At 49.8% G+C, this 18,359-nt stretch carries 14 protein-coding genes and 1 pseudogene; 3 read left to right on the top strand and 12 right to left on the bottom strand.

Annotated features, from left to right (window positions below):
• The first annotated feature begins 344 nt into the window (after positions 1-344).
• Together AC0L4K_RS05175 and AC0L4K_RS05180 are read left to right on the top strand one after the other, a co-directional pair.
• Entirely contained in the window at positions 345-1,292 is a 948-nt protein-coding gene (locus AC0L4K_RS05175; RefSeq protein WP_473268455.1) for a porin, read from the top strand.
• Between the two features lie 193 nt (positions 1,293-1,485).
• A complete protein-coding gene (locus AC0L4K_RS05180) occupies positions 1,486-2,184 on the top strand; it encodes an MlaA family lipoprotein (protein WP_473268456.1) in 699 nt (232 codons plus the stop codon).
• A 141-nt stretch (positions 2,185-2,325) separates the two neighbouring features.
• Here the strand turns inward: AC0L4K_RS05180 and tal are convergent, their stop codons facing one another.
• The 3 genes from tal to AC0L4K_RS05195 are packed head-to-tail and all read right to left on the bottom strand — an operon-like array spanning position 2,326 to position 4,536.
• Positions 2,326-3,282: a transaldolase gene (gene tal, locus AC0L4K_RS05185; RefSeq protein WP_473268457.1), complete on the bottom strand. Its 957-nt coding sequence runs from the start codon at positions 3,280-3,282 to the stop codon at positions 2,326-2,328.
• Positions 3,283-3,302: 20 nt separating this feature from the next.
• Positions 3,303-4,292 carry a tRNA dihydrouridine(20/20a) synthase DusA gene (dusA, locus tag AC0L4K_RS05190; RefSeq protein WP_473268458.1) on the bottom strand — a complete coding sequence of 330 codons (990 nt, stop codon included), beginning with the start codon at positions 4,290-4,292 and terminating at the stop codon, positions 3,303-3,305.
• A gap of 28 nt (positions 4,293-4,320) precedes the next feature.
• On the bottom strand, positions 4,321-4,536 hold the full coding sequence (locus tag AC0L4K_RS05195; protein WP_473268460.1) for a hypothetical protein: 216 nt from the start codon (positions 4,534-4,536) through the stop codon (positions 4,321-4,323).
• Between the two features lie 441 nt (positions 4,537-4,977).
• Between AC0L4K_RS05195 and AC0L4K_RS05200 the strand changes: the two genes are divergently transcribed.
• A complete protein-coding gene (locus tag AC0L4K_RS05200; RefSeq protein ID WP_417227937.1) occupies positions 4,978-5,373 on the top strand; it encodes a diacylglycerol kinase in 396 nt (131 codons plus the stop codon).
• A gap of 5 nt (positions 5,374-5,378) precedes the next feature.
• Here the strand turns inward: AC0L4K_RS05200 and AC0L4K_RS05205 are convergent, their stop codons facing one another.
• From AC0L4K_RS05205 to AC0L4K_RS05245, 9 genes and pseudogenes are all read right to left on the bottom strand, one after another.
• Complete coding sequence (locus AC0L4K_RS05205; RefSeq protein WP_473268461.1) at positions 5,379-8,027, bottom strand: nitrate reductase; 2,649 nt, start codon at positions 8,025-8,027, stop codon at positions 5,379-5,381.
• 70 nt (positions 8,028-8,097) lie between these two features.
• The gene (gene nirD, locus AC0L4K_RS05210; RefSeq protein ID WP_473268462.1) at positions 8,098-8,433 is read right to left on the bottom strand and encodes a nitrite reductase small subunit NirD; all 336 of its coding nucleotides are present in this window, start codon (positions 8,431-8,433) and stop codon (positions 8,098-8,100) included.
• 16 nt (positions 8,434-8,449) lie between these two features.
• Positions 8,450-10,996, bottom strand: coding sequence for a nitrite reductase large subunit NirB (nirB, locus tag AC0L4K_RS05215; protein WP_473268463.1), 2,547 nt, complete (start codon positions 10,994-10,996; stop codon positions 8,450-8,452).
• The gene (locus AC0L4K_RS05220) at positions 10,993-12,327 is read right to left on the bottom strand and encodes an NAD(P)/FAD-dependent oxidoreductase (RefSeq protein ID WP_473268464.1); all 1,335 of its coding nucleotides are present in this window, start codon (positions 12,325-12,327) and stop codon (positions 10,993-10,995) included. The genes nirB and AC0L4K_RS05220 overlap by 4 nt, the downstream gene beginning before the upstream one ends.
• Before the next feature lie 414 nt (positions 12,328-12,741).
• On the bottom strand, positions 12,742-13,671 hold the full coding sequence (locus AC0L4K_RS05225; RefSeq protein ID WP_473268465.1) for an ABC transporter ATP-binding protein: 930 nt from the start codon (positions 13,669-13,671) through the stop codon (positions 12,742-12,744).
• 22 nt (positions 13,672-13,693) lie between these two features.
• Positions 13,694-14,677, bottom strand: coding sequence for an ABC transporter permease (locus AC0L4K_RS05230; RefSeq protein ID WP_417227943.1), 984 nt, complete (start codon positions 14,675-14,677; stop codon positions 13,694-13,696).
• Between the two features lie 89 nt (positions 14,678-14,766).
• Positions 14,767-16,148: pseudogene (locus AC0L4K_RS05235) on the bottom strand (CmpA/NrtA family ABC transporter substrate-binding protein).
• Between the two features lie 329 nt (positions 16,149-16,477).
• Positions 16,478-17,662 carry a CmpA/NrtA family ABC transporter substrate-binding protein gene (locus AC0L4K_RS05240; protein ID WP_417227945.1) on the bottom strand — a complete coding sequence of 395 codons (1,185 nt, stop codon included), beginning with the start codon at positions 17,660-17,662 and terminating at the stop codon, positions 16,478-16,480.
• Positions 17,663-17,678: 16 nt separating this feature from the next.
• Entirely contained in the window at positions 17,679-18,275 is a 597-nt protein-coding gene (locus tag AC0L4K_RS05245) for an ANTAR domain-containing response regulator (protein WP_417227946.1), read from the bottom strand.
• Positions 18,276-18,359: the final 84 nt, after the last annotated feature.

Below are 18,359 nucleotides of genomic sequence, written 5' to 3' on the forward strand. Positions count from 1 at the left end.
AAGAGTTGCCAAGCGCTTGCTGCTATGTTGTAATGCGACAAATTTAATTAAGGGCGGTTTTAAAACTTAGGTTTGAAACGGTTTTTCGCCTATAATGAAAAGGCTAAAGCATTGCTAAACTTCGGTTTGTCAATTATTTAAGCCACACAAGATACTAAGGGCTGTTTTAGTAGTCAGTCCGACAGGATAGAGACCATGTGGGAATTTATTTCACACATGGGATTGATATATTTCTGAATTATAGTATTTTTCTTGTTAGCTGAGCGTAGTTGATGACGTAAGGCCAACAAAGAAATTATAAAGTTTAACTACTAGTACGTTAAAATATTGAAGGGGAAATGTTAATGAAAAAGTCTCTGATCGCTCTGGCTGTTGCCGGTGCTCTGACGGCTCCAATGGTTGCTCAAGCTGACGCTACTCTGTACGGCTCTTTGCGTGTACAAGGTACTTCTGAAGACAACAAAGACTTCACTATCGGTGATAACACTTCACGTATCGGTATCAAAGCGACTTCTGAGCTGTTCTCTGGCGCTACTGCTATCGCTCACTTTGAAACTTACGTAAACACTGAAACTGGTGCTTTGGGCGTTGCCAATGGTAACAAAGGTCGTTTGGCTTACGTTGGTGCTACCGGTGATTTCGGTACAGTAACTGTTGGTCGTCAGTGGTTGCCAGCTTACCTGTGGACTATCGGTAAAACTGATATCATGGCTGCAGCTAACACTGAAACAACTCACAGCTATACTACTGGCGGACGTCAGGGTAACTCTGCTGCATACGTAACTCCAGACATGAGCGGTTTTAAACTGGCTGCTGCTGTCGTTGCACGTAACAATGCAGGCGTTGATGCTGGTGATACTGGTAAAGATGTTGATGCAGTTCACGTTGCAGCTAACTACTCTATGGGTGGTTTCGGTGTTGCACTGTCTACTCTGCAGTACAAAGGTACTGTTGATGAAAACATCAACTCTCTGGGTGTAAACTACTCAGCGGATAACTTCTACGTAGGTCTGTCTGTTGAAGACGACGAAGTTAACCGTAAAGATGGCGATGCTGTAGTTGTTCTGGCTGGTTCTTACTCTATGGGTAACACAACTCTGCTGGGTTCTTACACTGCTTTCGGTGATAACGCTGCTGATGTTGATGAAGGTAACCGTTACATTGCTGAAGTTCAGCAAAAACTGGGCAACCAAGCATTCGTATTCGCTAACTACATCGAAGCTGATGGCGATGCAGAAGATGCTGGTAGCGCTGTAGATACAATCGCAGTTGGTTACAACGTAAGCTTCTAATCTTTTTATAAGATAAAGCTTGAGAAAAGGGCCCTTTGGGGCCCTTTTTGTTTGTCTAGGTTTTGTTTGTTGTTTACTCGTAGATTCGACGATGCTTTGGTGGCTTGGTTTTTAAGGCTATTTGGTAGTCGCAATCGTTTATGTTGTGATGCACAATGGGGTCGGTGACTGTTTTTGGTTAGGGATGCTGTTTATGTCGATGTTCAAACGTCTATTTTTGACTGCTTTTATCCTTCAGCTTTCATTGCCTGCATTGGCTGAGCAACAAGCTGAAGTGGATCCATGGGAAGGGTTTAACCGGGCGATGTTTAGTTTTAATGCGGCGCTTGATCGCTATGCATTGAAGCCCGTTACTCAGGGTTACCAAGCGGTTACGCCAGATATTATTGAAACTGGGGTTGGTAATTTTTTCGGAAATCTCGCTGACGTTGGTAGTATTGTCAATAATGTACTGCAGTTTAAGCCTGAAGCGGCAGTGAAAGATTTTTCTCGAGTTGTATTTAATACCACTATTGGTTTGGGGGGGCTTATTGATGTTGCCACCCCTATGGGGCTGCCTGAGCATAATGAAGATTTTGGTCAGACATTGGGGTATTGGGGGATGGAAACCGGCCCTTATTTAGTGCTGCCCTTTTTGGGACCATCCAACGTTCGTGATGGTATTGGCCGAATACCGGATTCTATGGTTGATCCTGTCGGGGAGGTTAATCCTATCCGTACTCGTAATCAGCTGTACGGATTAAGGGTTGTTGATACACGGGCAGGGTTGTTTGCGGCGGAAGAGCTGTTGAGAGGTGATCGCTATATAGCGATGCGTGATGCTTATCTGCAGCGGCGTGAGTTCTTAGTGAATGATGGTCAAGTTGCCGCCTTCGATGAAGATCAGTTCTAGTCGGGACGGGTGAAGAATGCTCCGCATTCTGGCTGCCTAAATTTTCAATGATCGTTCATTGAACGATAGTGTCTATATATAAAAAACGCATCCCAAAGGATGCGTTTTTTCGTTAATGGCAGACGCTATTAATCTCGAAGTTTAGATCTTCAGAAGGAGCTGCTCCAATTTCACTTGGTCGGAGGCAAAGTTACGGATGCCTTCCGCTAGTTTTTCTGTCGCCATTGCATCTTCGTTCATTGCCCAACGGAATGCTTGCTCGTTATTCTCGAGCTTAACTTCATTGCACAGCGGATTGTCGGCAAACAGTTTTTGGTCCAGCGGTAGTTGGGTGTCGGCCAGTTCTGAGATCAAGGCTGGGCTGATGGTCAGACGATCGCAGCCCGCCAGTTGACGAATCTCCTCGCTATTGCGGAAGCTCGCACCCATGACGACAGTGTTATAGCCGTGATGTTTGTAATAGTTGTAGATACGACTCACGGATTGTACACCAGGATCTTTTGCGCCGTTGAAGTCTGTGCCTTCAGGGTTATGGCCTTTATGCCAGTCGAGGATGCGGCCAACAAAAGGTGAGATTAAAAAGGCGCCAGCATCAGCACAGGCAACCGCCTGAGCGAAACCAAATAGCAGTGTTAGGTTACAGTTGATACCCTCTTTTTCCAGCTGTCGTGCTGCTTCGATGCCTTCCCATGTAGAGGCTATTTTTATCAGCACTCGATCATTACTGATACCTGCCTCGTTATATAGGCCGATGAGCTTTTTAGCTTTTTCGATCGTTGCCAAGGTATCAAAGGAGAGTCGTGCATCGACCTCCGTGGAGATGCGTCCAGGGATTAGCGAGAGAATTTCATACCCGGCTAACACTGCTAGCTTGTCGGTCATATTGGCTAGCTGTTCTGCATCACTACCGGCTTGGCTCAGTGCCCAGCTTTTAGCCTGTTCAAGATAGGGGCGGTAAGCAGGATCTTGGCTGGCTTTCAGTAACAGTGAGGGGTTGGTGGTTGCATCAACGGGTCTCAGGTCTCTGATCGCATTGATATCGCCAGTATCGGCAACAATGGTGGTCATTTTTTTGAGCTGATCCAGCTGGCTTTCCATGTTTAGTATTCCTTAATCTTTTAGATAGATATGACTTTATCAACGGCACGTTTTAACACATCGACATCAGCGCCGGCTTTATGGGCATTTTCACTCAGATAGCGACGAAATTGACGACCGCCGGGCTGACCGTGAAACAACCCTAGTAGATGGCGAGTGATATGTCCTAGGTAGCAACCCTGTTTTAATTCGGCTTCGATATAGGGGTACATCTGTTCGATAATCTGCAAGCGAGTTTTTACCGCTGCGTCAGGCTGATACAAAGCATCAACTTCCGTCATCATATAGGGGTTGTGATAGGCTTCGCGGCCAATCATGACGCCATCAACATGCTGTAGGTGTGTACGGCTTTCTGCCAGCGTTTTAATGCCGCCATTGATCAGTATTTCCAATTCAGGAAATGCCTGTTTAATCTGATAGACCCACTCATATTTTAGCGGCGGTATATCCCGATTTTCTTTTGGGCTTAAGCCTTGCAGTATCGCTTTTCTGGCATGGATTATAAAGGTTTTACAGCCAGATTGGCTGACCGTTGCGACGAATTGATGAAGTGCTTCGTAGCTATCCATGTCGTCGATTCCCAAGCGGTGCTTAATGGTGACGGGTATTGTTACGGCGGCTTGCATGGTTGCAAGGCATTCAGCGACTAATTCTGGGTGTGCCATGAGGCAAGCACCGATCATATTGTTCTGTACCCTGTCGCTGGGGCAGCCGACATTGAGGTTAACCTCATCATAGCCGGCATCTTCGGCCATGCGGCTGCAACTGGCGAGCTCTTGGGGATGACTGCCGCCAAGCTGAAGTGCGAGCGGGTGTTCCGGCTCGCTATAGCGTAGAAACCGTTGTTGATCACCGTGAATCAGTGCGCCGGTGGTTACCATTTCGGTATAAAGCACCGCGTTGTCGCTGATCAGACGGTGGAAATAACGACAATGTCGATCAGTCCACTCCATCATAGGGGCAACGGTGAATGTTCGGTTAAGCTGTGAGGTCTGTTTTTCTACAGTCATGTTGAGCATCGGGCCTAAATTATAACGGTCAGCGTTTGGATATTTCCCGCATCAGACCGCTGAGATCCAGTCCCTGCAGTTCTGCCAGTTTTTGAATATCATTTTGGGTGCGGGGAGGAAGTTTGCTGGCCGCTTTAATGGCCTGCTTTTTGTCTGCGACTTTTTGATTAAGTTTTTCCAACAGATTATTTAATTGTGCCAGACTGAGCAGGCTCAGCTGTTCATCTACTTTATGATTAAGCATCTGATAATGTAATTTTCCAGAGAGAAACGATCTATCCTTACGACTTCTGCGGTGAAGGCAGATTATCACTACATCCGTTGTCGACAGCACAACCGCTGACAGAGTCAATCTTCACTTGCTGCTAAGTACGCTCTGAGTGTGGCCTGTGCGGGGCTAACTATAGCATTCAACGGATTGCTTTTTAAGCGGATAATGCTGCGATGAGTTCTCTTGAGTGGCTTTTGCTGTGGGATGTCCGCACGGAAGTTATTTCGGCGCTGCTTTTTGTTGAAATACGGTACTATTCGAGTACTTTTTGGACTTTGAGCCTGACACAAATCCAAGAGAGGCAAGAGCGAAGCAGGACTTATTGCATCTTTGTTAAGCTGTCTTGCGAGCCGTGGTATGACCCTTCTTTTCATGTTTTAATGCCAGCTTCACAAACCAGAAGTAGCCATTCAGATGCATCAGATTAAACGTACCGGCATTACGCGTTTCTATTATGCCACTAAATATTCACTGCAAGGTATTAAGGCGGCTTGGGTTGAAGAGCCGGCCTTCCGCTATGAGGTTATGGCGGCGGTGGTGATGTTTCCGGCAGCTTTTTGGCTGGCGGAGTCGGGTATGCAGCTAGCGCTTTTGTTAGCCTGCTGCTTTTTAGTTTTGGCGTTTGAAATTGTTAACTCGGCTATCGAAGCGGTGGTCGATCGTTGGGGGCCTGAATATCATGAATTGGCTGGGCGGGCCAAGGATATGGGCTCCGCCGCGGTGTTTATGATGCTCAATATGACCTGGGTCGTCTGGGCGGGTGTTGCCTGGGATAACGGTTATCTGGATGGCATCAAAGCGCTGTTTTAACTCCCTTAGCTCAGTATCGTTCTGATCTCTGGCAGGCAAGAGCCACAGTTGCTACCACACTTTAATTGTGCGGCCAGTTTGTCGGTGCTGTTAGCCCCTTGACGGATTGCTTGGCGAATCGTGTGTTCACCCACTTCAAAGCAGCTGCAGATGATGGCGCCGCACTCGTCTTTGTTGTCCATCGGCTTACCGGCCAGTAACGACATTCGTTGGGCAGGGGTATCTATAGATTGCTGAAACTGTTTGCTTAGCCAAGCGCTGCTGGGTAGCGCTCCGGTAGAGGCAAAAAAGAGTTGCGTGGGGCGCTGTTGCTGAAAACTCACCATGCGGTAGGTTGAGGCGCTATTGAGTTCGATGAGATCGTCGCAGGGCTCAATAAGCTGGGCTAACCACGATTTCCAGTCGGCGGGTAACTGCGCCCCGCTCAGTTCATATCGAAATCCATTTGGTAGCGGAATTTTACACCAGTATTCACAGGGCAGCGTCGCCAGTGATTGCTCGGTGATCAGAAGAGCCTGCCAATGGCTGTCAACTTTACCTATCTGGACAGGGCAGTGCTTGGCTTCAGGCTGGCCGGATAGAGGGTCCTTAATCGATGTAAATAGGCTATCCACCCTGGCTGCCGAGGCAAATTGTGCACTCCAATGGATCGGCATGAACACCGAACCAGGTCGTTGATTTGAGGATAACTTGGCTTTTACGAGGCAGCGACCCTGGGGACTGCGGATTTCAACCAGGTCTTGCTCAGCGATACCGTACTCTTCGGCATCGGCTAACGCGAGTTCGATATAGGGTTGGTCGATATGGTTCAGCAAGCGGCTAGTTTTGCCGGTTCGGGTCATAGTGTGCCATTGATCCCGTATGCGACCGGTATTGAGTATTAGTGGATACTCTTCAGATAGTTTATTAAGCGGCGCTTGAGGGGTAATCGGTAGCATGCGCGCCCGGCCTGAGGGAGTATTAAAGCGTCCGTCGCTGAACAGTCGAGGTGATTGCTCTTGCTGGCCTTCGATGCAAGGCCACCTTACCGGTTCTAGCTGTTGATACTGTGTTGCTGAGAGGTGTGCGAGGCCAGAGATATTAAAGTATCGTTGACCCTTATTTTCATAGCCCGAGAGTGCTGCATGTTCGGCAAAGATCTCGCTGGGGGAGTTAAACGCAAAATCCTGTTCAAACCCCATCGCACGGGCGACCGCGCAGATAATCTGCCAATCGTGACGGCTCTCTCCGGGAGGCGCTAAAAAGCCGCGTTGGCGGGAGATAACGCGTTCGGAGTTGGTCACTGTGCCGTCTTTTTCAGCCCAGCCGGTGGCGGGGAGTAATACATTAGCACAGGCGGTAGTGTCGGTTTTTGCCATACAATCGGAAACCACTACCTGTTCGCATCGTAATAGTGCCCGGCGAACTAAATCGGCATCGGGCATGCTGACCACGGGGTTGGTGCCGATTATCCAGATCGCTTTGATGCGGCCCTCGTCGACAGCCTGAAACAGATCCACGGCTTTTAGGCCTTCAGTGCGAGCGATTTTGGGTGCCTGCCAAAACCGCTTAACCCGTGCGATATTGGCTGGATCGCTAAAGTCCATATGGGCGGCCAGTTGATTAGCGAGGCCTCCGACCTCTCGCCCCCCCATGGCGTTAGGCTGACCGGTAATCGAAAAAGGGGTAGCGCCCGGTTTGCCGATACGGCCGGTGGCGAGGTGGCAGTTGATAATGGCGTTGCCTTTATCGACCCCAGATGACGATTGATTGATGCCTTGAGAAAAGAGTGTGACGACTTTATCGGTACGGCTAAAAAGTTGATAAAACTGCTTAAGGCTTTGCTCATCCAAACCGCAATGTTGCGCCGTTTGTGACAGGCTCGCAGTAAGCGTTTTCGCCGCGTCTAGGGCGTTATCAAAGCCTTCGGTATGTTGTTGAATATAGTGTTTGTCGAGCGCGTCATGATCGGCCAGATAGCTCAACAAACCGGTAAATAGATAACCATCGCTACCGGGCGTGACAGGTAGATGTAGATCAGCCATATCACAGGTGGCGGTACGGCGAGGGTCGATTACGACAACGTTCATTGTTGGACGTTTTTTCTTTGCCGCGAGGATACGTTGATAGATTACCGGGTGTGCCCATGCGGTATTAGAACCGACCAGCACTAACAGATCCGCCTGCTCGAGATCGTCATAGCAGCCGGGTACTAGGTCCGCACCAAAGGCTCGCTTGTGTGCTGCCACTGCGGATGACATACAGAGGCGCGAATTAGTGTCGACATTGGCCGATCCGATAAAGCCTTTCATCAGCTTATTGGCGACATAATAGTCCTCGGTCAGAATCTGTCCTGAAAGGTAGAACGCCACTGAATCGGGGCCATGCTGTTCAATCGTTTGACGAAAGCTCTGCGCGACATGGTTAATCGCTTGATCCCAACTGGCCGTTTGGCCATTAATTTGGGGGCTGAGCAGCCGCCCATCTAAATCGGTGGTTTCATGTAGAGCAGAGCCTTTGACGCAAAGACGTCCGAGATTGGCGGGGTGGTCTTTGTCACCGCTGACCGCAATCAGTTGGTTATGACTGACCGTAGCGTTAACGCCGCAGCCAACGCCACAATAAGGGCAGGTGGTTTTTACCTGACAGGTTTCCGGCTTGGCTGCATGGGTCATCGATAGGCTTCCTGTGTGGCGAAGGTTAGCTGAGTTTTAGTGGCTTTTATACCGTGTTTATCACTAGCGCTTAGATCAGTACCTCGACCTGACCATTCTCGATACGGGCCGGCCACGCTTGGATGCGGGTGTTCTCATCATCGAGGCAGCGTCCAGTTTCAAGGCAGAAGTGCTGTTTGTAGACCGGTGAGGCGACAAATAGTTGATCACCCTTTGAGCCAACTAATCCCCGTGACAGGACATTGGCTTGACTAAAGGGGTCGTGGTTAGCAATCGCAAAGACGGTCTGCTGTTGCTTGATATAGAACAGGGCGACCTGGGTCTCTTTGATCAATGCGCAGATGCCTGAATCAGCGATTAGGTCATGTTGGCTGCACACCGCAGTCCAGTGAGTATTTGTAGTCATTCGGCTGTCCTCTGTATTAACCAACCAACTTGATCGGTTCGGCGGCGATAAGATTTTTTTCGTCAGCGGTGGCTGGGCGAATCTGCTGTCGTTCTTCAACAAAGACAATATTGCTGTCCTGCGCCTCGGTATTCACAAAGTGACGGAAGCGCTTAAGAGCCTCGGGATTTTCCAAGGTGGTTTTCCATTCACACTGATAACGGGAGACCACCAATGCCATCTGCTGTTCTAGTTCTGCCCCTAGCTTGAGGCTGTCTTCGATAACCACCTGGCGTAGGTAATCCAGCCCGCCCTGCATATTTTCCATCCAAACGGAGGTGCGCTGCAAACGGTCCGCTGTTTTGATATAGAACATCAGAATACGGTCGATGTAACGGATCAGGGTGTCGCGATCAAGATCGGTGGCAAAGAGATCACCGTGGCGGGGTTTCATGCCACCGTTACCGCAGACATACAGGTTCCAGCCTTTTTCGGTGGCGATAATGCCGATATCTTTACTTTGTGCTTCGGCGCATTCGCGAGTGCAGCCTGAAACTGCAAACTTGATTTTATGGGGGGCACGCAGGCCCTTGTAACGGTTCTCCAAGTCGATCGCTAAGCCAGCACTATCATCGACTCCAAAACGACACCAGGTGCTGCCGACGCAGGATTTAACAGTCCGCAATGATTTGCCGTAGGCATGACCGGTTTCGAAACCCGCATCAATCAGGATTTTCCAGATCTCCGGCAACTGTTCCAGACGGGCGCCAAATAGATCGACTCGTTGACCGCCGGTGATTTTACTGTAGAGGTTATACTGTTTGGCCACTTGCCCGAGTACGATCAGTTTATCGGCGGTTATTTCACCGCCAGCGACTCGTGGCACCACTGAATAAGTGCCATCTTTCTGCATATTGGCCATAAAAGTATCGTTGGTATCCTGCAGGCTTACGTTCTTCTCACTGAGAATATAATCGTTCCAGCAGGAGGCCAACATGCTGCCAACGGCGGGGCGGCAGATTTCACAGCCGTGGCCACGACCCTGTTGTTCTAGTAATTCATCAAAGCTTCGGATCTCTTCAACGCGGATAATGTTGTAAAGATCCTGACGTGAGTAGGGGAAGTGTTCACACAGGTCGCGATTAACCTCAACGCCCAGCTCTTCTAATTCATGATTAACTAAGTCCGTCAGCAGTGCTGCGCAACCGCCGCAGCCAGTGGCCGCCTTGGTGCTACCCTTTACATCGGCTAATGAGCAACAGCCGCCATCGAGTGCTGCCCGCACATCGGCTTTACTGACATCATGGCAGGAACAGATCTGCGCGGTTTCCGGTAGCGCGGCCACGCCTAGACCGGTTTGTTCATCATCGCCACGGTGGGGCAAAATTAATGTGTCGGGGTATTCGGGTAGCGGAATACCGTTAAGCATGTATTGTAATAATGTGCCGTAGTTTTCCGCTTCGCCTACTAAGATGGCTCCGAGTAACTGCTTACCATCGTCTGAAACCACCAGTTTTTTGTACACCGCTTCACGCTCATCCACGAAGGTGTAGTTACGTGCGCCGGGAGTACGGCTATGGGCATCGCCAATACTGGCAACATCAACACCCATCAGCTTGAGTTTGGTGCTCATATCGGCACCGGTAAAACTGTCGTTGCCACCACTCAGGTGAGAGACCGCCACTTTAGCCATCTGATTACCCGGCGCGACCAGACCAAAGATCTGTTTATTCCATAGGGCACATTCACCTATGGCATAGATGGCCGGATCCGAGGTTTGGCAGTGATTGTTGATGACGATGCCACCACGTTCGCCGACTTCAAGCCCGCTCTGGCGGGCAAGCTCATCCCGAGGGCGGATACCGGCCGAGAAGAGGATTAGATCGGTTTCTAAGACTTCACCATCGGCAAAGTTCATTTTATGAAAACAGTGTTCGCCATCATCGATCAGTTGGGTATTTTTTTCCGTATGTACGCTGACTCCCAGCGCTTCGATTTTTTGCCGTAGCAGGGCACCGCCGCCATCATCTAGCTGTACCGCCATCAGACGAGGGGCGAATTCAACTACATGGGTTTTGAGTCCCAAATCGGTTAGTGCTTTGGCCGCTTCCAGCCCGAGTAGGCCTCCACCGACAACCGTACCCACCGTGGCATTTTTGGCCACGGCGGCGATGGCGTCTAAGTCATCAAGGGTACGGTAGACCAAACACTGTTGCCGATCATGGCCGGGTACGGGAGGAACAAAAGGATAGGATCCGGTTGCCAGTACTAATTTGTCATAACTCAGTTGCTGGCCTTTATCGGTGGTCACCGATTGCTGGTCTCTATCGATGGCAATGACTTTTTCATCGGTGAGCACGGTGAGCCCCCAGCGGCGATAGACCTCGGCGTCCCCCATCGCTAAATCGTCAGCCGTGGCACCGGAAAAATAGGCGCTTAGGTGAACACGATCGTAGGCCAGTCGGCTCTCTTCACAGAAAACGGTGATATCAAAATGTGCTAACTGGTCATTGTCGGCCAGGCTTTGCAGAAATTGATGGCCCACCATGCCGTTACCGGCGATGAGTAGTTTTGTTTTATTCATGAGGTCGCTCCTGTTGCCAAGCTTAATGCGGGGGCTGCGGTGTCAAAATGAGGGACAGCGGCAGGGGTTAATTGGGCGATTGATTCAGCGTTGCAATAACGTCGGCCGAAGATCATGTCTGGGGCTAGGTGTTGTACTTTTTGCTGGGCCTGAATCAGCTCGAAATACCAGTTACCTTCGTTAACAGCGCCAAACAGCACTGCACCGGCCAGTTTTTGTTGCCGGAAAATAAGTTTGCGATACACACCGTTGGCCGGGTCTTGATAGACAACGGATTCGCTCGCGGGGCTATCGAGATATTCACCGGCGGAGAACAGATCAATACCGGATACTTTGAGTTTGGTGGCGCAGGGTTGCAGGCTGAAACGCTGGTCGGATGTTAGACAAAGTTGATCAGCGAGCACACGGGCCTGATTCCAAATAGGCGCCACTAGGCCAAAGGTGTGTTGGCCAAACTGTGAGCATTCACCTAAGGCGTAGACGTTTGTTACTGAGCTTTGCAGCTGGTCATTGATTAGGATGCCTCGATCGCATGCTAGGCCGCTACGTTCAGCCAGTGCATGGTTAGGGCTGATGCCGATGGCAATCACGGCGAGTCCGGTGTTAATAACCACGCCATCCTTTAAGATGATTTGACTGATTGCGCTTGATGACGCTGAGTCACCTTGTATCTCGGCGCTTGGCTCAGAGGCAAACTTGTCTATCTCGGCATTTAACTGAAAATGGATGCCACGGGATTCCAGTGATTGTTTTAAGTATTCACCGGCGGTGGCATCAAGCTGGCGATTCAGTAACCACTGTCCACGATGAATAACGGTTACCTCGAGCCCCTGCTGACGTAATCCCCAAGCGGCTTCTAACCCGAGTAGGCCACCACCGATAACGGTGGCATGCTGAATGTGAGGCACTTTAGCCATGAGCTGATCAATATCGGCGAGCGAGCGAAAAGTTAAGACGCCATCGAGGTCATTACCACGGATGTTAGGCATGATCGGGTTAGACCCGGTGGCCAGTACCAGTTTGTCATAGCTGAACGCTGTGCCGCTTTGGCAACGCAGGGTTTGTTTAGCGGTATCGATGGTGCTGACCGGGTCGTTGCTATGAAGTGCGATATGGTGATCCTGATACCACTGTTCTGAGTGGGTCACTATATCGTCTGCCTGCATCTCACCGGCGAGTACTGTGGAGAGCATAATGCGGTTGTAGTTGGCATAGCCTTCTGCGCCAAACACGGTGATCCGGTACTGATCCGGATTCCGTTTTAGAATCTCGTCCAGCAATCGGCCAGCAGCCATGCCGTTACCAATAATGATGAGATGAGCTTTAGGCATAAAAAAATCCAAAAAAATGGCATTCACCAACCAGTACAAGTGCGAAGTACTGGAGGATGAACACCATTGTCCAAAAAAATATGAGAAGCCTAAGATAGGCGCTTAGTATATAGCAGAGAACGTGCCTGATTTGTAAATGTTGTTAATATTCAATGGCTTATATGTTTTTATGGGCCGCTTTCTCGTATAGGTTACATATTTGCCGCACTGAGTTGGGGCGAAGAATAGGGTGGTTTACGAGGTGGTGCACCCTAAGGAGTCCCTCTTGTTGGGCAGTGGCGATGGCATCGGTATGTGTTACGGGGTGGTTTGCTCAGTTGTATAGAACAGGCTGCAAGAAATAGGGCGGTGAAGGACGAAGAAATAAAAAGCCCGACAATCGCCGGGCATAAGCTGTTGACGTTTATTAAGAGGTTAGGCTGCTTGATCATCCTTTTGTGTTGCGGTTGTGTCAGTCTTGCTTGCCGCCGGAATTGATTCAACGGGGGCTGTTTCAGTCGTACTTGGTGTTACTTTGCTGGTGGGTTTGCTCGTGGGTTTAGCCACTGCGTCGCCTGGGGTTCGCTGTTTCTCATAAAGAAAGCTTAAAACCGCTGCCCGGTAATGGTTGTATTGCGGATCATCGGCTAATTCAAGGCGGTGCCGGGGACGCTCTAAGTTCACCTCCAATATTTCACCGACAGTGGCGGCAGGGCCGTTGGTCATCATGACGATGCGATCGGACAATAACACGGCTTCATCAACATCGTGGGTAATCATAATCACGGTATTATTTAAGTCAGCTTGAATCTCCATGAGAGAATCTTGCAGGTGGGCGCGGGTAAGGGCATCCAAGGCACCAAAAGGTTCATCCATCAGCATGACGGTTGGCTCCATCGCCAGTGCTCGGGCGATGCCGACTCGCTGCTTCATACCACCGGAAATTTCATCTGGGCGTTTATGCATGGCATGATCCATATGCACCAACTGTAAGTTGTATTCGATCCAGTCTTTCATTTCCGCTTTGGTTTTGGTTTTTTTAAAAACCTGTTTGACCGCCAGTTCGACGTTCTCATAAGCGGTTAACCAAGGCAGTAAGGAGTGGTTTTGAAATACCACCGCCCGTTCGGGGCCGGGTTCATTTACTTCTTTGCCATCCAATAACACGCCGCCTTGGGTGGCCTGGTATAAACCGGCAACAATATTGAGAACGGTTGATTTGCCGCAGCCTGAATGCCCAATCAGGGATACAAATTCGCCCCGATCAATCTTTAAATTAACATTACTCAGCGCTTTAAACGGGCCGCTAGGCGTCGGGAAGTCGATGTCGACGCCGGTAAGCTCAAGGTGTTTAGTGGTAGTCATCAGTTTTCTCCTTAATGCTGCCTTAGCGTAATTCGACGGATTTGTCCCAAGATACTTTTTTCTGCAGAACTAACATGATGCGATCGAGCATAAAACCGATCAGGCCAATCACTAGCACGGCCACCATGATGCGTCCGAGGGAGTTGGAGCTGCCATTCTGAAATTCATCCCAGACAAACTTACCTAGCCCTGGGTTTTGTGCCAGCATCTCGGCAGCGATTAACACCATCCAAGCGATACCCAATGAGAGCCGAAGACCGGTGAAGATCATTGGAATAGCCGAAGGGATAACAATCTTGATGACGTGTGTTAACCAAGAGAGTCGCAGCACCTTGCTGACATTGTTGAGGTCGGCGCTGATCGTCGATACGCCAACCGCGGTGTTGAGCAGCGTTGGCCAGAGACAGCAGAGGGAGACGGTGATGAGTGAGGTGACAAAGGATTTGGCAAACATCGGCTCATCACTGACATACACGGCACTGACCACCATGGTCACTAACGGTAGCCAGGCTAAGGGGGAGACCGGTTTGAATAATTGAATGACTGGATTAAAGGCACTATAGAGGGTTTTGTTGAGACCGATAACAATCCCTGCCGGAATGGCAATCAGCGAGGCGGCAAAGAAGCCGGCTAATACGGTGATCAGGCTTGTGCCGATTTGATCGATAAAGGTGGGTTTGCCGGTGTAGGGGCGAGTTTTAACCACGGCGTCGGGGTTCTTTTCCAATTTTTTGGCATTACGAACATCTTGGCGCTGATGGAAAGCCACCTCTTTTTGCCGTTCGCGATTATGCTCTGATAATAGATTGAGGCTTTGCTCATAAACCTGTGTGGGACCGGGAAATTCACCTAACGAGGTGTGGATATTGCGGGCGGCGATATTCCAGATAAACAGAAAGATCAAAATACCGCTCAAGGGAACCACTAGGGCTTTGACTAGCTGGGCTAGGCTTAGCTTTTCGGGCAAGCCCAGTGGTTTTAATAGTTTTAATGCGATGCTGCTCATAGTCAATCTCCAATGGGGTGCCCATAGGCCACCCTTTGGTTTTCTATCGGTTTTGGCTGGGCGCTGCGGTGTTGATGCAGCGCTACAGATTAAATTTCACTGTCGGGTTTTAGACCGATTTTAAACTTCGTCAGATATTGGTTAGGTTGTGTGCCATCGTAGGTGATGTTATCGATAAAGTGCGTTTGCGGTGGTTTGAAGCCAGATTCAGACGTGAAATCAGGGAATTCATTGCTGGCGATCTTGCCTTCTGCGATTAGCTCGTTAGCGGCTTGGGCATAGATATCCGGACGATAAACCTTTTTCGCGGTGTCCATAAACCACTCATCCGATTTAGGCTCGGCGATCTGTCCCCAGCGGCGCATCTGGGTGAGATACCAGATAGCATCGGAATAATAGGGGTAGGTGGCGTTGTGGCGGAAGAATACGTTGAAGTCGGGTACTTCGCGCTTATCGCCTTTTTCGTATTCAAAGGTGCCGGTCATTGAGTTGGCAATAACATCGTAATCGGCACCAACATATTCCGGCCGAGAGAGAATCTCTACTGCCTCTTTTCGATTACCGTTATTGTTGTCATCCAGCCACTTGGCGGCTCTAATCATCGCTTTTACAACGCGGATATGGGTGTTGGGGTATTTATCGGCCCAGCCTTTAGAAACACCGAAAACTTTCTCGGGGTTGTCTTTCCATATTTCATAATCGGTCACGACCGGGACACCGATCCCTTTAAATACTGCTTGTTGGTTCCACGGCTCACCGACGCAGTAGCCATAGATCGTACCGGCTTCCATGGTGGCGGGCATCTGTGGGGGGGCGTCACAGAGAGCAGGGCATCGGCATCGATCTGGCCCGATGAGTCGCCTTTATGGGGGGCGTAATATCCGGGGTGAATACCGCCGGCGGCGAGCCAGTAGCGTAGCTCGTAGTTGTGAGTCGACACGGGGAATACCATGCCCATATTGAACGGCTTGCCTTGTTCTTTATAAGCATCGACAACCGGCTTTAGCGCATCGGCCTTAATCGGGTGAATCGGTTTGCCCTCGGCGTCTTTGTCAATATAGGGCTTCATCTGTTTCCAGATATCGTTAGAGACTGTGATGGCATTACCGTTAAGGTCCATACTGAACGCGGTAATAATATGTGCCTGGGTGCCAAAACCGATGGTGGCACCTAATGGTTGCCCTGCCAGCATGTGGGCACCATCCAGCTGACCATCGATCACCCGATCGAGCAGTACTTTCCAATTCGCCTGGGCTTCGAGTTGCACATACAGCCCCTCATCTTCGAAGTAGCCTTTCTCATAAGCCACCGCTAATGGTGCCATATCTGTCAGCTTGATAAAGCCAAACTTGAGATCCTCTTTCTCCGGTTCACCGACAGCGGCCTGTGCAGCGCTCAGCGTTAGCAGGCTGCCGATCGCCACTGCGCCGAATGTTTTGACTGCGTTTTGTAGCAGTGTGCGGCGTCCCATCATGTTAGAAAGCAGAGTGTGAGTCATGTTTGTGGCTCCTGAGTTTACAAAAACGAGTCAAAAAAAAACGCCTGCCCCTTCCGATAAAGCTATCAGTAAGAGCAGACGTCGTTGTCATGTGTGAAACCAAGCTAGGTGGTTTCAAGTATTTATATTTATTGCGTTAGATATAGCAGGTGCTGTGCCATGTTTTTAAAAACTATTTATTATCAGTATCTTAGTGGTTTTTGGTGTTTTTATAAGATCCTTGGAAGATATAAATCGCACTTAAACGGTGCTGATAATGCTTTTTAGCACCCAAACAGCGCCAATTGAACATGGCTCTAAGCTCAAGGACTGTTTGGATCAAAGGTGCCACCGTTAAAAAATAGGTCACTGCCCATGGTGACAACCCCCGCGGTACCTTGTAACACCCAGTCGTTGTCGTGAAAGCCCTCCGGTTTAAAGTCGATTGTCGGATGGGAGATACGCATTTTATCCGCCACGTTGCGGTATAAATCGGGTCGATAAACCTGACAGGCGATCTGTTTTAAATCGGCTTGAGGCTCTATTAACTGCTGCCATTGGCGCATCTGCTTGAGGAACCAAAGTGCATGGGAGCGCCATGGATAACTGGCAGCATAACGGTAAAAGTGGCGGTTACCCTGCTTCAGTTTTGGCTGAGATAGCATCGATAGCGCGGGGCCTAAATAGGCGTTGCCGAGTAAAATATCCAATGCCTCGTCACTATTTTGCGGCTTATCGAGCCATTCTGAGGCGCGAATAAGCGCGCAGATCAGTGCCTGATGGGTGGCGGGGTGGGCGTCATGCCAGCTTTCTAACACGGCGAAAACTTTGTCAGGGCAGTTATTCCAGATCTGATAACCGGAGATGACCGGGCTACCGATGCCCATCTCTTGAGCAACGGAGTTCCAAGGCTCGCCAGCACAATAACCATCGATTAAGCCCTTCTTCATGGTCACTGCCATCTGTGGCGGCGGCACAACTGTTAGATTGATATCGTTATCGGGATCAATACCCGCCGCGCTGAGCCAGTAACGCAGTAGATAGCTGTGTGCCGAATAGGTATATACCATTGCGAGTGTTATTTTGGGCCGGCCACTGGCTTTACGGAACGCTACCAGTTGTTTTAACCCTGCAGCCGAACTGTCTCCCGGTGAGTGACCAAGTTCATCAATTTCGGCCAATAGTTCACGGGATAGGGTGATAGCGTTTCCGTTTAAACCAATACTAAACGCCGTGATCATAGGCACTTTAGGTGACCCTAGCCCGAGAGTGGATGCCAGCGGGATACCGGCAAGCATCTGCGCACCATCTAAAAGTCCTAACATCACTTTATCGCGTATTGAAGCCCACGAGCCTTCGCGGCTTAACTGCACGTTGAGCCCTGATTCACTGAAAAAACCTTTCTCTTTTGCAATGACCAGTGGTGCGCAATCCATCAGTGGTAGAAAGCCCAAGGTCAGATCGGCTTTTTCCGGTGAGTCTAATGTTGGGCTGTGTATTAATGTCATAATGGTTTGCCCTTGCTTAACTCAGCATCTCGAGTACTGAAATTATATTTTTAGCTATCTGTGTCATGGTTTTACCCTGATCCATGGCCATCTTACGCATGGCACTGTACGCCTGATCTTCAGTGCATTTTTGGTGCTTCATAATCAGGCGCTTAGCTTGTTCTAGTTGTTTTCGATCTTCTAGTTCACTGCGGACATCATGGAGTTCGTTGCGCAGGGCTTGAAACTCTCTAAAACGGGCCGCCGCGACATCCATAATTGACTGAATTCGCTCGGGACTCATGCCATCGACGACGTAAGCGCTAACACCTGCTTTAATCGCTTTTTGAATCGTCTGGCTGTCGCCTGATTCGGCAAACATCACCACGGGGCGGGGGATATGGCTATTGAGAGTGGCCATATGTTCCAGCACGTCACGGTCGGGGGAATCTAGCTCGATAATAATGATATCCGGACGGATCTGCTCCACCCGGGCGATCAGCCCTTCGGTATCATGTAGGCGACTGACAACGTCATAGCCTTGATCGGTCAGCGCCTGTTCCAGCAGGGCCGAGCGAGCGGTGTCCTTATCAATTACCAATACCCGTTCGGGCTGTGATTGCGTTATGGTCATAGGGATTTTTCTTATTAAAGTTACTCATGGTACTGCACGTAGCGTGCCAGCCTTTGGTGCAGTCGCCCTAAGAGCATCGTTAAT

It is taken from the genome of Amphritea sp. GJ51-11 (assembly GCF_055808735.1).

Excerpts from the sequence above, each read along its gene's own strand:
- AC0L4K_RS05175 (WP_473268455.1), top strand. The coding sequence starts at position 345 with ATGAAAAAGTCTCTGATCGCTCTGGCTGTTGCCGGTGCTCTGACGGCT.
- AC0L4K_RS05180 (WP_473268456.1), top strand. The coding sequence starts at position 1,486 with ATGTCGATGTTCAAACGTCTATTTTTGACTGCTTTTATCCTTCAGCTT.
- tal (WP_473268457.1), bottom strand. The coding sequence starts at position 3,282 with ATGGAAAGCCAGCTGGATCAGCTCAAAAAAATGACCACCATTGTTGCC.
- dusA (WP_473268458.1), bottom strand. The coding sequence starts at position 4,292 with ATGACTGTAGAAAAACAGACCTCACAGCTTAACCGAACATTCACCGTT.
- AC0L4K_RS05195 (WP_473268460.1), bottom strand. The coding sequence starts at position 4,536 with ATGCTTAATCATAAAGTAGATGAACAGCTGAGCCTGCTCAGTCTGGCA.
- AC0L4K_RS05200 (WP_417227937.1), top strand. The coding sequence starts at position 4,978 with ATGCATCAGATTAAACGTACCGGCATTACGCGTTTCTATTATGCCACT.
- AC0L4K_RS05205 (WP_473268461.1), bottom strand. The coding sequence starts at position 8,027 with ATGACCCATGCAGCCAAGCCGGAAACCTGTCAGGTAAAAACCACCTGC.
- nirD (WP_473268462.1), bottom strand. The coding sequence starts at position 8,433 with ATGACTACAAATACTCACTGGACTGCGGTGTGCAGCCAACATGACCTA.
- nirB (WP_473268463.1), bottom strand. The coding sequence starts at position 10,996 with ATGAATAAAACAAAACTACTCATCGCCGGTAACGGCATGGTGGGCCAT.
- AC0L4K_RS05220 (WP_473268464.1), bottom strand. The coding sequence starts at position 12,327 with ATGCCTAAAGCTCATCTCATCATTATTGGTAACGGCATGGCTGCTGGC.
- AC0L4K_RS05225 (WP_473268465.1), bottom strand. The coding sequence starts at position 13,671 with ATGACTACCACTAAACACCTTGAGCTTACCGGCGTCGACATCGACTTC.
- AC0L4K_RS05230 (WP_417227943.1), bottom strand. The coding sequence starts at position 14,677 with ATGAGCAGCATCGCATTAAAACTATTAAAACCACTGGGCTTGCCCGAA.
- AC0L4K_RS05240 (WP_417227945.1), bottom strand. The coding sequence starts at position 17,662 with ATGACATTAATACACAGCCCAACATTAGACTCACCGGAAAAAGCCGAT.
- AC0L4K_RS05245 (WP_417227946.1), bottom strand. The coding sequence starts at position 18,275 with ATGACCATAACGCAATCACAGCCCGAACGGGTATTGGTAATTGATAAG.